This window comes from Asanoa sp. NPDC050611, assembly GCF_040654855.1.
In the GTDB taxonomy this organism is placed as follows: Bacteria; Actinomycetota; Actinomycetes; order Mycobacteriales; family Micromonosporaceae; genus Asanoa.
Genome location: NZ_JBFAIU010000030.1, coordinates 1 through 14,315, shown reverse-complemented (window position 1 = coordinate 14,315; position 14,315 = coordinate 1). Strand labels below are relative to the sequence as shown.

The window sequence follows — 14,315 nt, the reverse complement described above, 5'->3', positions numbered from 1 at the left end:
GTTCAGCTCACCTCCTTGGGCAATGTGAAACGCAGGACTTCCGGATCCGTGGCCGGCTCCACCACGGAGAGGGGTCCGAGTCCGCCGAGGCAGTCGACGAGCTCGTCGACCAGGGTGGGCGGCGCGGACGCGCCGGCGGTGACGCCGACCAGGCGCACCCCGACGAGCATGGACAGGTCGACGTCGGCGGCGTGGTCGACGAGCCGGGCCGGCACGCCTTCCCGCTGCGCGACCTCGACCAGGCGGAGCGAGTTCGAGGAGTTCGTCGAACCGACGACCAGCACCAGGTCGCAGCCCGCGGCGATGTCGCGCACCGCGCTCTGGCGGTTGGTGGTGGCGTAGCAGATGTCGTCGCTCTTCGGCGCCTGGATCTCGGGGAACCGCGCACGCAGGACGTCGGCGATCGCGGTCGCCTCGTCGACGGCGAGCGTGGTCTGCATGGCGTACGCGACGTTGCCGGCGTCCCGGGGCACCACCCGGCCGGCCGCGGCGACGTCCTCGACGACCACCACGTCGGCCGGCGCCTCGCCGAGCGTGCCCTCGACCTCCTCGTGGTCGGCGTGGCCGATCAGGAAGACGGTCGCCTCCCGGGCGCTGTGCCGGCGCACCTCGGTGTGCACCTTGGTGACCAGCGGGCAGGTGGCGTCGACGACCCGCAGGCCCCGCGCCTCCGCCTCGGCCCGCACGGCGGGGGAGACCCCGTGCGCCGCGAACACGAGCACGCTGCCCGGCGGCACCTCGTCGACCTCCTCGACGAAGACCGCGCCCTTGGCCTCGAGCTCGCGCACCACGTGGGTGTTGTGCACGATCTGCCGGCGTACGTGGACCGGGGCGCCGAACCGGTCGAGCGCCCGGTCGACCACGTCGATGGCCCGCTCGACGCCGGCGCAGAACGAGCGCGGATTGGCCAGCCGCACCTCGCGCGGGCCGGTGGCGGCCGCCCAGGCGTCCAGCGCCGGCGCGGCGACGCGCAGCGTGCGCAGCGCCCGCAGGCCACGGGCGGCCGTGCCGGGGCGCAGCAGCGGTGCCTCGGGAGTGTCGACGACGACCCGGACCACGGCGTACGGCGCCTGCGTCGGTGCCAGCCAGATGGACTCCGTGTCGACGGCCAGCGCGCCCGTGGCGGCCAGCCGCGCGCGGGCCGCCCTGCCGGCCACCCGGCGTTCCGACGCGATCGGGCCCAGGTGGGTCACGAGGCCGAAGCGGCGCAGCTCGGCGGCGAGCAGCGGGGCCGAGGGGCACTGCCGGACGCTGCCGTCCGGGCCGCGTACCTCGGTGGCCACCACCACGTCACCCGGGTGCACGTCGGCGCGGAGCCCGCCGCCGACGCCCGCCACCAGCACCGGCCGCCCGCCGAGCCCACCGGAGGCGCGGAAGGTCGCCGCCGCCCGGCGCGGACCCATGCCCACCCGCAGCACGGCCGTGCGCGCGGCGCGGAGCGCCCGGCGCTCCACACCCAGCGCGACACAGATGACCGGCGCGTGCCGGCGGGCTCCCGTCACGGTGTCACTTTCAGGTAGCGGCCCAGCGCCGTGATCGGGAAGACCAGCCGGTAGAGGTGGTAGTTGATGTAGAAGTCGCCCGGGAAGCCGGTGCCGGTGAAGTGGTCCTCGTCCCAGCAGCCGTCGGCGCGCTGCGTGCTGATCAGGTGGTCGATGCCGGCCCGGGTCGCCGGGTGGTCGGTCTCGCCGGCGGCCAGCAGCGCGAGCAGCGCCCAGGCGGTCTGCGACGGCGTCGAGGCGCCCTTGCCGGCCCAGTTCTGCGGGTCGTCGTAGGAGCGCAGGTCCTCGCCCCAGCCGCCGTCGGGGTTCTGGTGCGCGACCAGCCAGTGCACGGCCGCCCGGATGGCCGGCGCGCCGGCGTCCACACCGGCCTCGACCAGCGCCGGCACGGCCGCGCCGGTGCCGTAGACGTAGTTGGCGCCCCAGCGGCCGAACCACGAGCCGTCGGACTCCTGGTTGCGCAGCAGCCAGGTGATGCCGCGCTGGGTGGCCGGGTCGCCGGTGCGGCCCTCGTACGCCAGCATCTCCACGACGTGTGCGGTCACGTCGGCCGACGGCGGGTCGATCACCTCGCCGAAGTCGCAGAACGGCAGCTTGTTGGCGAGGGTGCGGGTGTTGTCGGCGTCGAACGCGCCCCAGCCGCCGTCGCCGGACTGCATGCCGACGGTCCATCCGACGCCCCGGGTGACCGCGCCCTCGATCTCGGCGCGCAGCGGGTCGTCGGCCGGCAGCCCGGCGGCGACCCGGCGCAGCGCGAGCACGATCTCGGCGGTGTCGTCGGTGTCGGGGTAGAGGTCGTTGGCGAACTCGAACGCCCACCCGCCGGGCGCCAGCCCGGGCCGGCGCACCGCCCAGTCGCCGGGCACCGCGATCTCCTCGGCGAGCAGCCAGCGGGTCGCCCGCTGGACCGCCTCGTCCGTGGGCGGCACGCCCGCGTCGAGCATGGCGACCAGCGCGAGCGCGGTGTCCCAGACCGGTGACTGGCAGGCCTCCAGCCGGCGCACCCAGCCGGCCTCGGTCTCCTCGCGGATCGTGAACGCGTCCAGGCCGGCGAAACCGGCCCGCAGCGCCGGGTGGTCGAGCTGGTAGCCGAGCAGGTGCAGGGCGAGCAGCGAGTAGACCCACGGCGGCTGGATGCCGCCCCACGAGCCGTCGGCCTCCTGGCGGGCCAGGATCCACTCGGCTCCGCGACGCTGGGCCAGCTCGCGCAGGGGCTTGACCGCGTGGCGGCCGTAGAGCTTGAGCAGCCGGTCGGTGCGCTGGAAGAAGCCGGTCCAGCTCCACAGTGGCGCGCCCGCCGGCGGCCGGGCGCCGGTGCGCAGCTCGTCGATGCCGATCGGCATCGGGCGCACAGGCCGCAGGCTGCCGACGATGGTCAGCGGCACCACGGTCTGCCGGGCCCAGCACGCCCAGTCGTAGACGTTGAGCGGGAACCAGCGCGGCAGGAAGATCATCTCGGGCGGCAGCTCGGGCAGGTCGTCCCACGACCAGAGGCCGAACAGCGCCATCCAGATCCGCGTGAACACCCGGGTGCGCTCCAGGCCGCCCATCTCCCGGATGAACGCCCGGGCGCGCGCCATGTGCGGCTCGTCGGGCTGGTCGCCGGCCAGCTTGAGCACGACGTACGCCTCGACCGTGGTGGACAGGTCGCCCGGTCCACCGTAGAAGTTGGCCCAGGTGCCGTCCTCGCGCTGCTGCGACCGGATCCACCGGGCGGCTTCCTCGGTCTCCTGCTCGCCGCGGATGCCCAGGAACTGCCGCAGCAGCAGGTCCTCGGCGTCCATGGTGACGTTGGTGGCGAGCTCGCCCTTCCACCAGCCGGCGGGGTCCTGCCGGACCCGCAGGTGGCCGACGGCGGCGGTCAGCGCCTCGGCGACGGACCGCGGCGGCTGGTCGAGCTGCCGCTGCCCAGTAACGGTCGTCGTCATGTCAGGCCTCGCTTCGCGAGTCCCGACAGGACCACTGGTAGCTGAGCCGTCTGCGCTCGCTCGCGCTCGCTCATGAATCCCGGTCCACGATGAACCTCCCCAGGGCCATCAGTTCCGTCCGTGCTTCCTCGTCGATGTCGACGGTGGACACCGCCTTCTCGGCCAGCGACATGCGTTCCCGCGCCTCGGAGAGCGCCCACTCCTTGCCGCCGGCCAGCTCGACCAGGTCAGCCGCGCGGCGCAGCGCCGCGTCGTCGGGATCGCCCGGCGCCGCCAGCCAGGCCGACAGCTCGGGGCCGTGCCGCGGGTCGCCGAGGGTGTAGCTGACCGGCAGCGTCTTCTTGCGCGAGCGCAGGTCGGAGAAGACCGGCTTGCCGGTCACCGCCGGGTCGCCCCAGATGCCCAGCACGTCGTCGACGAGCTGGAAGGCCAGACCGACCTGCGCGCCGAAGGTCTTCAGCGCGGTCTCCACGGGCTCGGCCGCGCCGGCCAGCACGGCGCCGATCGACGCGCTCGCCGCGAGCAGCGACCCGGTCTTGCCGCTGGCCATGTCGATGCACTCGTCGAGCGTCACGTCGTCGCGGTTCTCGAACGCCACGTCCTGCACCTGGCCGCGGGTCAGCTCGCGGGTCGTCGCGGCGAGCAGCAACCCGGCCCGCGCGGCGGCCGGCGTGCCGGCCTCCAGCACGACCTCGTGCGCGAGCGCGAGCAGCGCGTCCCCGGTCAGGATCGCGGTGTCGCCGCCCCAGATCGCCCACACGGTGCGCCGGTGCCGGCGTTCCACGTCGCCGTCCATCAGGTCGTCGTGCAGCAGCGAGAAGTTGTGCACGAGCTCGACGGCGACCGCGCCGGGCAGCCCGACCGGTGCCGGCGCGCCCACGGCCTCGGCGGAGAGCAGCGCGAGCGCCGGCCGGATCGCCTTGCCGCCGTTGCCGTCGGCGGGCGTGCCGTCCGGCGCGCACCAGCCCAGATGGTAGGACGCCGCCAACCGGCTGGCCGGATCGAGCCGGGCGACCGCGGCCCGCAACGCGGGGAGCAGGTGCTCGCGGCTGCGCTCCAGCGCGGGCAGCGAGTGTGTCATGCCGGCACCCCCTGACGCCTCTGCGGGCCGGCGGCGGCGGGGCGCCCGGCCCTCTTGTCCACAGTGGATGCGTTGAGGGCGGCGTCGGCGGCGGTGTCGCCGCTACGCACGGCACCCTCCATAGTGGCCGGCCAACCCGTGTCAGTCCATGCCCCGGCAAGGAAAAGATCCTGGATCGCGGTCACCGCGGGCGGCCGGAGCCGCTGCGAACCGGGTGCGGCACGGAACGTCGCCGTCCGCTCACGGGTGACGAAGAAGTCCACGACCTCGGCCTCGCCGAACGTGGGGAACAGCCCCGCCAGGTCCGGGAAGAGCAGCTCACGCAGCTCGGCCACGGGCAGGTCGACCAGCTCGTCGGCGGCCGACAGCGAGACCGCGAGGTACTGCGCGCCTGGCCGGCGGGCGGCCAGCCCGGACGTGTCGGTGCGGTCGAACACCCACTGGATCGGCGTGCCGACGCCGGCCACGAACGGCTCGGTCAGCACCGGCCGGTCGAGCACGACGTGCACGTTGACGATCGGCGAGCTGCCCAGGCCCGCGGCGTCGATGCCGAGGTCGGGCGCCAGCCGCGCGGCCGCCGGCGGCGGCACCGCCAGCACGACCTGGCCCGCGGCCAGCTCGTCGGTGTCGCGCAGCCGCAGCGTGAAGCCCTTCTTGCCCGGGCGCACGGTGCCGGCCCGGGTGCTGGTGTGCACGGTCACGCCGGCCTCGGCCAGCGCCCGCGCCGCCGCGTCACCGTGCAGCTCCCGCAGCGGGACCCGCGACCAGCCGATGTCGGCGGCGCCGTTGTCGGTGAGCAGCCCGACCTGGAACACCATCGCGGCCAGGGCCAGCGACGCGTCGTCGGCCGGCACGTTGAGCGTGGCCAGCCCGACGAGGTCCCACATCGCCCGTACCGTCTGCGCGTCCTGCCCCTGCTCGCGCAGCCAGTCGCCGAAGCCGCGCGCGTCCAGCGCCGGGTCGGTGCGGTCCAGCGCCTTCATCGCCAGCGCCGCCTTGGTGAACCTGACCCGCTGCATGGGGTTGAGCAGCCGGTAGCCGAGCAGCGCACCGCCCAGGTGCAGCGGCGCCGGCAGGTTGTTGCGGCGCAGCCGTGCGGCGCCCACGCCCGGCTGCCGGACGGCGATGTCGAGCCGGTCCTGCAGGTGGGTCTGTTCCGTGACGCCGAGCCGGTCGAGCAGTCCGCGGTACGCCGTGCAGCAGCGCAGGAACACGTGCTGCCCGTTGTCGACGTCGAGCTCACCCCGCCGGAACGAGTGGGTCAGCCCGCCCAGCCACGGCTTGCCCTCGACGAGGGTCACCTTCCGGCCCGCGTCGGCCAACCGCAGCGCGGCGGTGATGCCGGCGAGCCCGCCGCCGACCACCGCGACGTCCGTGCTGGTCACGACGCACCCGCCAGCGCCCGCGCCGCCACGGCCGCCTTCTGCCACCCGGTCAGCGACAACCGGCGGTCGTAGACGAGCCGCGGGTTGCTCGCGATCTGCTCCAGCAGCCGCCGGTAGATGCCCGACATGGCGGCGGCGCACGCGGCGCTGCGGCGGTCGAGCAACGGCAGCAGCTGCAGGCCGCGCTCGTACCAGAGCCGGGCCCGCTCGGCCGCGAACGCGATGAACCGGGCCAGCCCGCCGTCGCGGTCGACCAGGTTGCCCCGCGCGTCGAGGGCCAGCCGCACGCCGAACCGGTGCAGGTCCTCGCTGGGCAGGTAGATCCGGTTGTTGGTGAGGTCCTCGCGGATGTCACGCAGGATGTTGACCTGCTGCAGGGCGATGCCCAGGGCGTCCGCGTACTCGCCGGCCCGCGGGTCCGCCCGGGAGCCGAACACGCCGAGGCAGAGCCGCCCGACCGAGCCGGCCACGCACCGGCAGTAGCCGACGAGCTGCTCGAACGTGTCGTAGCGCGTGCCGTCGAGGTCCATCTGGACGCCGTCGACCAGCTCGCCGAACGCGCCGACGGGCAGCGGGTAGCGGCGGGCCGTGTCGGCGACGGCGACCAGCACCGGGTCGGCGCTGCGGTCGATGTCGGACAGTTCCGCCTTGAGGCCGGCGAGCGCGGCGGTCTTGTCGGCCGGCGCGAGGTCGCCGTCACCGATGTCGTCGATCCGGCGGGCCAGTGCGTAGACGGCGCAGAGGCTGGTCCGCTTGGCCGGCGGCAGCAGGCGGATGCCGTAGTAGAAGTTGCGCGCCTCGCTGCGGGTGATCGCCTCGCAGGTGTCGTAGGCGCTGGTCAGCGTGTCCACGGTCACCGGGACATCACCCCCGAGCCGAGCGTCGCGGCGACGGCCTGGGCGAGCACGTCGCGCTTCGTCGGGCGCGGGGTCCGGGCGAGCACGTCCCAGTCGGCGCGGCGCAGCGCGTAGAGCGTCGCCCGGCCGCCGGCGACGTAGCCGGTGACCGCGAGCCTGGCCCAGCCGCGCAGCTCGCGCAGCAGCGGCAGGCCCTCGTCGAGCAGGGAGCCGGCGCGCTCCGCCTCGAACTCGACCAGCCGGCGCACCGCCGGGCTCGCCCGCGGCGCGTCCAGATCGGTGGGTCGCACGCCGAACCGGTCGAGGTCCGCGAGCGGCAGGTAGATGCGGCCGTTGTGGCGGTCCTCGGCGACGTCCTGGCAGTGCTCGACGATCTGCAGCGCGGTGCAGACCCGGTCGGAGAGCTCCTCGAGCCGTTCCCCGGCCACCCCGAACACGCGCAGCACGATCCGGCCGACCGGGTCGGCGGAGAGCCGGCAGTAGCCGACCAGGTCGTCGAACGTGCCGTAGGCCGCCTTGTCCTGGTCGAGCAGGTTGGCGGCGACCAGGTCGTGGAACGGCTTCGCGGACAGGTCGCAGGCGAGCATGGTGGGGCGCAGCCGCCGCAGCACGGGGTGGCGCGGTGTGCCGCCGCCGAAGAGGGCGTCGATGTCCTCGTCGAAGGCCCGCAGCGCGGGCCGGCGGTCGCCGTGGCCGCGGTCGCCGAGGTCGTCGATGACCCGGGCCACGTCGTACACGGCGAGCAGGTGCTGCCGGTGACGGCGCGGCAGGATCCGCAGTGCCACCGGGAAGTTCTCGGCTTGCTCCTTCGCGCGCAGGTACGCGTCGTCGGTGCCCGCCGGGTCAGGGAGGGAGGTCATGTCCGCAATGCTGCCCGGTCGCGGTGCGTCCGGGTTGGACTCGACGACCATGACGGCCGTCACCTCGCTCGATTGATCCCCCTGTATCGAGCCCATCTTTTGGTGCTGCCCCCTTCGTCCGCGGTGCCCAGGCCACTCGCGGCGATTGCCATAGATCGGACTCGTATCGCCGGCTCGTGGGTCTGGTGCGCCGGTTACCTCATATCTTTCCGGACAGGTATGCCTTCTTCGCGGAAAACAGGCCAGAACTGTCCAAATTCCTCGCTTGATCTGCTCCGCGGGCGCGCGTCCGGCGCGCCCGACCGGCGTGACAACTCGTCGATGACCGCCACCATCGCGGTGGCGAGGCGGTGCGCGTCGGCGCCGAGCGCGGGGTCCGCACTGACCCCGATGTCGAGGCACCGGTCCCAGCCGATGACGCCGACCGCCAGCGGCGCACCCGGTGCGAGTGGCACCACAGGGTGCACCCAGTGCACGGCCCCGCCGGCGAGCCGGTAGGTGCCGGTGGGCCCGGCCATCGTGGCGACGATGCCCTCGAAGAAGCGCTTCCCGTAACCGACCTTGGCAAACCACCGCTGCGCGGGCGGTGGCAGCGCGCCGCTGGCGGTGCCGACCAGGAACCGGGCGGCCCGCGCGCGGGTGCCCGTGCGCGACCGGTCGCCGCGGCGCGCCACCTCCCGCAGTCGCTCGACCTCGTCGTCCGGGCCGAGCGGGAGGTCGACCAGCGCGCCGGTGGTGACGGTGCGGCCCGTCGTGGGGGAGGGCATGGTCAAGGGCACGTTGACGCGGACGTCGGCCGCGCCCGGCAGCACCCGCTTGAGCGCGCCGGCGGCGGCCGTCAGCAGCAGGTCGTCGACCCGTACGCCGTACGCCCTGGCCGCCTCCTTGACGACCGAGGTGGGCACCTGGCCCAGCCCGTAGTCGCGGTCATCGGCCCCGCCGGCCGGGAGCCCCTGCGCGGACCGGCCGTCCCGCGCCAGCTGGCCGAGGCCCTTGAGCACGGCGCCGGTGCGGGTGAACACGCCGAGTCGGGGCAGGTCCGTGGCCACGGGCTCGGGCCGGGGGTCCAGCAGCGGGACCAGCGGCGAGAGCCCGTCGGCGACCGCACGGTGCACGGTCAGCACGACGACGATCTCGCCCGGCGCGACGCCGGTGACCACGTGGCAGCGCCAGAGCGGACGGTCCCGTGGCAGTGGTTCGCGCTGCAGTCCGGCGACGAACTCGGCCAGCGCGGCCTTGCCGCCCGGCGGGCTCAGGTGCACGACCGGCACGTGCCAGTCCCAATCGACCTCGCCGCGCGGCTCCCAGCGCGGCCGGCGCCAGACCGAGCCCTCCGCCACCCGGTGTCGAAACCGCGGCATCCGGTCGAGGTTCGCCCGGAAACGGGCCAGCAGGTCCGCCCGGAACGCGGGGCCGGTGCGCTGGTCGCGCAGCACGAGCACGCCGCCGGAGTGCTGCGCGGCGCCGGTCACGCTCTCCGCCTGCAGCACGAACGCGTCCGCCGGGGTCAGCCGCGGCCGCTTCACGTTCGGCTTGTCCATGACCAGCATGAGCAGGCCGACAGAGACCAGCGTGACCAGGGCGCCGCCGACCGCGTCGAGGATGTAGTGGTTGGCGGTCGCCATGATGACGGTGGTGGTGAGCGCGACGTAGAGCAGGCAGATCGCCTTCACCCACCAGCGGCCCGCGAAGATCGAGCTGACCACGATCGTGAACCAGACGGCCCACCCGACGTGCAGCGACGGCATGGCCGCCAGGTGGTTGGCGTCCGCGGTGAACGGCGAGCCCCACGAGCCGAACGTGCCGCCGTCGGTGACGGTGTCCACGAAGCCCTCCCCGGGCAGCAGCCGCGGCGGCGTCGCCGGATAGATCGCGAAGATCGAGATGCCGATCAGGTTGATCATGAGGAACGAGCTGCGTGCCCAGCGGTACCACCGGGAGCGCGTGAGATAGAGGATGATCAGCAGGCCGAACGAGGTCGTCACGTATCCGAAGGCGTACTCGTAGTTGGCGAGGACCGAGAGCACCCCCTGCGGTGCCAGCCATTCGTTGAGCGACCGCTCGACGTCCACGTGCAGGAACCGCTCGAGGTCGAGCAGGTCACGGCCGTGTGCCAGGGCGATGCTGTCGCGGAACATGCCGCCACCGCGGGAGATGCCGACGTAGAGGACGACCACCACGGCGACGAGCGAGAGTTCCCGCACCAGGCTGGGCCGGGGTCGCTCGACGCGCACGTCGGCTGTGCCGTCCGGGCTCCCCCACGCGGCCGGCTCAGGCCCCTTCTTCAGGTGCACACTTCCAGGTTGCGTCGCCGCCCCCGTTTCCGGGCCGAAACGCGAAGCTCGGCTAGGCGCGTCAGCCGGTTCAGTGGCTCGTCTGGGGGCGCGGGGGGCCGGACGACCGGCCGGTCCGCACCCCGTACTCCTCGTCCCGGTCGGCCCGGACGCTCGGTGAGTGCGCCAGGCCGATCGCTCCCGCCGATATCAACACGGCGGCGATCAACAAAGCTGTGAGCTGCGTCGCACTTCGCGGAAGTGTGACGTTGAACGCAAAGATACCAATCAGGTAGCTCGCCACCGGATTGGTGATGTTCATCGCGGCCACGGCCGGAGGTAGTGAACCGGCCGCGAAGGCGCCTTGTTCGAGGAGAAGCCCCGTCAGGGTCGATACCGCCAGGGCGTAACCGGGCCAGTCGGTGGCGGTCGCGGCGATGCCGCGGTGCAGCAGGTCCTCGACGGTCAGGCTGAGCGCCACCGCGCTGTAGGCGAAGCAGAGCCCGGCCGCGATCGCGACCAGCGTCGAGTGCACCTCGGGCTTGCGGCCCGTGGCCAGCCCGATGATCACCACGACCGCGACGGCGGTGACGAGGCCGGCGAGGATCGCCCAGCCGCGGTTGGCGACGTCGGCCCGCGGCGCGACGCCGCGCACGCTCAGGAACAGCGCGAGGCCGCCGCAGATCAGGCCGGCGGAGACCAGGTCACGCCAGTCGGGCCGGCGGTGCCGCAGCGACAGTGACAGCGGCAGCGCGAACAGCAGCTGGGTGACCAGCAGCGGCTGGACCAGGGCGACCGAGCCGAAGTGCAGCGCGGCGGCCTGCGCGCCGAAGCCGAGGAGGTTGGCGCACCACCCGATCAGCCAGAGCGGCCGGCGGAACAGGCGCCGGATCAGCCGGATGAGCGACACCACGACGACGATGTGCTTCGGGGTGCCGGCCTCGCCCGGGTGCGCGGGTGCGTAGTCGGTCTGGCGTGCCGCGTGTTGCTGCAGAGCGGCCGACGTGCCGAAGAGCAGAGCGCCCAACAGCGCGAAACCTACCGCCCAGACCACTTACGTTCCCTACGTCTCGGCCACCGACTTTCTCCGTACCGGCCCTCTGTCGAGCTTTGCACAGCATCGACCCGCAACCGCCTCAACTGCCGCCGAACCGGCTGGCCAGGGCGCGGTAGGCGCCCGGAACAGTACCCCGGATCGCCACCGGGAGCCGCAGCCACCCGGGTCGATAGAGCTCCGCGCCACCGGTCGCGATCAGCCGCGCCAGGTCGCGTCCGACCGGGCCGGGGTCCAGCGGCGCCGGTCGCTGCCGGCCGTACGGGCGGCCCCGCCGCTCGAAGAACCGGGTGTTCACGACACCGGGCACCAGAACACCCACCTCGACGCCGGTGCCGCGCAGCTCCAGCCGCAGGCTCTCGGCGAAACCGTCCACTCCGGCCTTGGTCGCGGCGTAGACCGCCTCGCCCGCGACCCCGGTGCGACCGGCGATCGACGTCACATAGGCGAGGTAGCCGGCGCCCCGCTCGCGCATGCCGGGCAGCAGCAGCCGGGTCAGCGCGATCGGTGCCGTCAGGTTGACCGCGAGCAGCCGGTCACGGTCGGCGTCGGTCATCTCCTCGAACGGGCCCGCCCAGCCGGCGCCGGCGTTCGCGACCAGGATGTCGACCCGGCCGGCCCGGTCCAGGGCCGCCTGCGCCAGCTTCTCCGGCTCGCCGGCGGTGGCCAGGTCGGCGACCAGCGCGTGCCCGTCGAGCCGGGCGGCGAGCGCCTCCAGCGAGTGCCGGTCGCGGCCGTGCACGATGACGTTGGCGCCCTGGGCGGCCAGCGCCAGCGCGGTGGCCCGGCCGATGCCCGACGACGCGCCGGTGACCAGGGCGACAGCACCGGAAATCCGCATGGACCCATCTTCGGGTACGCGGGTCCACGACGGACGGAATCCCCGCGCGGCCGGTCGCGCGTCGGTAGGCTCACGACCGATGCAGACCGGCCCGCCAAGCTCAGCGCAGGTGGTCGTGGTCGGCGGCGGCCTGGCCGGGCTGGCCGCGGCCCGCCGCCTCGACCGTGCCGGTCTCGACTGGGTGCTGCTGGAGTCGGCGGACCACCTCGGCGGGCGGGTCGCCACCGACGAGGTCGACGGCTTCCGGCTGGACCGCGGGTTCCAGGTCCTCAACACCGCCTACCCGCGGCTGGCCGCGCTGGTCGACCTGGCCGCCCTCGACCTCTGCTACTTCACGCCCGGCGTGCTGGTCCGCCGCGGGCCCGACCTGATCCGGCTCGCCGCGTCGCTGCGTCCCGGTGTGCTCGGCGCGTCACTGACCGCGGCCAGCCGGCTCGGCACCCGACTCGACCTGGTGCGTTTCGCGGCGCTCGTGGCCCGCTACGCGTCGCTGCCGCCGGCCCGGCTGCTGGAGGCGCCCGAGACCACCGCAGAGGTCGCCCTGCACCAGGCCGGGCTCTCCCACGCGTTCGTCGAGGAGCTGGCCCGGCCGTTCCTGTCCGGCGTGCTCGCCGACCGCTCGCTGGAGACGTCCAGCCACGTGCTGGCGATGATCGTCCGCTCGTTCGCCCGTGGCCGGATCGCCGTGCCGGCGGCCGGGATGGCCGCCATGCCCGCCGCGGTCGCCGCGCCGCTGCCGGCCGAGCGGCTGCATCTCTCCGCCCGGGTCGGCGCCGTGGCACCGGGCTCGGTGTCGCTCGTGGACGGTCCGGTCGTGCGCTGCCGCGCGGTGCTGGTCGCGGCCGCGACCCCGCTGCTGCCGGCGGTGCCGGAGCCCCGCATGCACGCGCTGACCACGTACTACCACGCGAGTCCGGTGGCGCCGCTGCCCGAGCCGACCCTGCTGCTCGACGGCGACCGCCGGGAGCTGGTGGCGAACACCGTCGTGGTGTCGGCGGCCGCGCCGAGCTACGCGCCGCCCGGCCAGGCGCTGATCGCCAGCTCGGTGGTCGGGCCGGCCGCGCCGCCGGAGCCGGTGGTCCGCGCCGAGCTCGGCCGGCTCTACGGTGTGCCGACCGCCGAGTGGACGCATCTGCGGACGGTCGAGATCCCGGCCGCGCTGCCCGCGGCGCCGCCGCCACAGGGCCGGTTGCGCCAGCCGGTGTCCGTCGGCGACGGGCTGTTCGTCGCCGGGGACCACCGGGACAGCCCGTCCATCCAGGGCGCGCTGGCCAGCGGCTGGCGCGCGGCCGGTGCCGTCGTCCGCACGCTGCGCTAGGGCGCGCTCGCCTCCGCCACGGCGCGGTCTCCGATCGCCTCGCCCGCCCGCCAGGCCGCCTCGAAGGCCTCGTCGCCCAGCCGCGACCGCGCCGCCGCCCGGTCCAGCTCGATCGCCGGCCACGGTGCGACGCAAGCACGGATCCACAGCTCGCTGGACGGCGTCCGCAGCACCGCCGCGGCCGCGGCCAGCCGGACCGCCTTCGCCGGCGCGCCCCGGCGGCGGTCGAGCTCGGCGATCGCCTCCAGGAACGTGGCGACCGTGGCGTCGTCCTGGTCCGCGGCGGCCACCCCGAGCCCGTCGACCAGGTGCCGGCGCGACCCGGCGGGGTCGTCGAAGGCGAGCTCGCAGACCGCGGCGGTGTAGTGGGCGACGAGCGAGGCGACCTGCTCCTGGCCGCCGCCCGCGACGTCGAGCGCGACGGCCAGGTGGTCCTGGGCGTCGTCCGGGCGGCCTTCGCCGGTGGCGATCAGCGCCAGCCGGCTGTGCACGTAGCTGACCTGCCACCTGTTCTCCAGCCGGGTGGCGCTCTCCCGCGCCTCGGCCAGGTAGCCCGCGGCCTGCTCGCGCTCGCCGCGAGCCAGCGCGAACGGGCCGAGCGTGGCGGCCGCGAGCGCCACGCCACCGTCGTCGCCGGCCGCACGCAACAGGGGCAGCGCGCGCTCCAGCAGCACCCGCGCCCGGTCGACCTCACCGATGGCGAACGAGCCACCGCCGGCCAGGAACAGCGCGAGCCCGGTCGCCTGCGGGCCCAGCCGCGCGTCCTGACCGAGGATCTGGCCCAGATGCCGGTTGACCTCGTCGATGTGGCCGCGCCGCCACCAGAACAGCCAGCTCACCCAGAGCAGGTCCAGCCCGCCCGCCGGGTCCTCCTCGAGATACCAGTCCAGGGCGGCGTTGGCGTTGTCGTGGTCGCGTTCCAACCGGCCCATCCACTCGGGCCCCGCGGGGTCGTCGAGATGCGGCTGCGCGGCCCGGGCCAGCCGCAGGTAGTGCGCGGCGTGCGCCCGGCGCGTGGCCGCCCAGGCGGCGCCGTCCCGCAGCCGCTCCAGCGCGTAGCCGCGGATGCTCTCCAGCATCGCGAACCGGGCCGTGCCGTCCGTCGTCGGCTGCTGGTTGACCAGGGCCGACCCGACCAGAGCCTCCAGGGCCGGCAGCGGGCTCGGGTCGGCGGCCACCGGCGAGAGCGCCGCCCGGCCCTCCGCGACCACGTAAC

The 14,315-nt window shown here is 74.6% G+C and carries 11 protein-coding genes; 1 reads left to right on the top strand and 10 read right to left on the bottom strand.

Annotated elements, in window-relative coordinates; genetic code table 11:
• Nucleotides 1-2: 2 nt before the first annotated feature.
• From ispH to AB0H87_RS07460, 9 genes are all read right to left on the bottom strand, one after another.
• Complete coding sequence (gene ispH / locus AB0H87_RS07500) at nt 3-1,502, bottom strand: 4-hydroxy-3-methylbut-2-enyl diphosphate reductase (RefSeq protein WP_360141216.1); 1,500 nt, start codon at nt 1,500-1,502, stop codon at nt 3-5.
• Entirely contained in the window at nt 1,499-3,430 is a 1,932-nt protein-coding gene (shc, locus tag AB0H87_RS07495; protein WP_360141213.1) for a squalene--hopene cyclase, read from the bottom strand. Before shc ends, ispH begins: the two co-directional genes overlap by 4 nt.
• A gap of 70 nt (nt 3,431-3,500) precedes the next feature.
• Entirely contained in the window at nt 3,501-4,511 is a 1,011-nt protein-coding gene (locus AB0H87_RS07490) for a polyprenyl synthetase family protein (protein ID WP_360141210.1), read from the bottom strand.
• Nucleotides 4,508-5,896, bottom strand: coding sequence for a hydroxysqualene dehydroxylase HpnE (gene hpnE / locus AB0H87_RS07485; RefSeq protein ID WP_360141207.1), 1,389 nt, complete (start codon nt 5,894-5,896; stop codon nt 4,508-4,510). The genes AB0H87_RS07490 and hpnE overlap by 4 nt, the downstream gene beginning before the upstream one ends.
• Nucleotides 5,893-6,753: a presqualene diphosphate synthase HpnD gene (hpnD, locus tag AB0H87_RS07480; protein ID WP_360141204.1), complete on the bottom strand. Its 861-nt coding sequence runs from the start codon at nt 6,751-6,753 to the stop codon at nt 5,893-5,895. The genes hpnE and hpnD overlap by 4 nt, the downstream gene beginning before the upstream one ends.
• The gene (hpnC, locus tag AB0H87_RS07475; protein WP_360141201.1) at nt 6,750-7,613 is read right to left on the bottom strand and encodes a squalene synthase HpnC; all 864 of its coding nucleotides are present in this window, start codon (nt 7,611-7,613) and stop codon (nt 6,750-6,752) included. Before hpnC ends, hpnD begins: the two co-directional genes overlap by 4 nt.
• Nucleotides 7,614-7,807: 194 nt before the next feature.
• Nucleotides 7,808-9,907 carry a phosphatase PAP2 family protein gene (locus AB0H87_RS07470; protein WP_360141198.1) on the bottom strand — a complete coding sequence of 700 codons (2,100 nt, stop codon included), beginning with the start codon at nt 9,905-9,907 and terminating at the stop codon, nt 7,808-7,810.
• A 70-nt stretch (nt 9,908-9,977) separates the two neighbouring features.
• On the bottom strand, nt 9,978-10,940 hold the full coding sequence (locus AB0H87_RS07465; RefSeq protein WP_360141195.1) for a DMT family transporter: 963 nt from the start codon (nt 10,938-10,940) through the stop codon (nt 9,978-9,980).
• A gap of 82 nt (nt 10,941-11,022) precedes the next feature.
• The gene (locus AB0H87_RS07460) at nt 11,023-11,781 is read right to left on the bottom strand and encodes an SDR family NAD(P)-dependent oxidoreductase (protein WP_360141192.1); all 759 of its coding nucleotides are present in this window, start codon (nt 11,779-11,781) and stop codon (nt 11,023-11,025) included.
• 79 nt (nt 11,782-11,860) lie between these two features.
• On the opposite strand from AB0H87_RS07460, the gene AB0H87_RS07455 reads away from it, so the two are divergent.
• On the top strand, nt 11,861-13,099 hold the full coding sequence (locus AB0H87_RS07455) for an FAD-dependent oxidoreductase (RefSeq protein WP_360141189.1): 1,239 nt from the start codon (nt 11,861-11,863) through the stop codon (nt 13,097-13,099).
• Here AB0H87_RS07455 and AB0H87_RS07450 read toward each other — a convergent pair.
• The coding region (locus AB0H87_RS07450; RefSeq protein ID WP_360141186.1) for a hypothetical protein at nt 13,096-14,315 on the bottom strand (1,220 nt) is incomplete at its 5' end. The genes AB0H87_RS07455 and AB0H87_RS07450 overlap by 4 nt on opposite strands.

Coding starts and splice junctions, on each gene's coding strand:
- AB0H87_RS07460 (WP_360141192.1), bottom strand. CDS start 11,781: ATGCGGATTTCCGGTGCTGTCGCCCTGGTCACCGGCGCGTCGTCGGGC.
- AB0H87_RS07490 (WP_360141210.1), bottom strand. CDS start 4,511: ATGACACACTCGCTGCCCGCGCTGGAGCGCAGCCGCGAGCACCTGCTC.
- shc (WP_360141213.1), bottom strand. CDS start 3,430: ATGACGACGACCGTTACTGGGCAGCGGCAGCTCGACCAGCCGCCGCGG.
- hpnC (WP_360141201.1), bottom strand. CDS start 7,613: ATGACCTCCCTCCCTGACCCGGCGGGCACCGACGACGCGTACCTGCGC.
- AB0H87_RS07455 (WP_360141189.1), top strand. CDS start 11,861: ATGCAGACCGGCCCGCCAAGCTCAGCGCAGGTGGTCGTGGTCGGCGGC.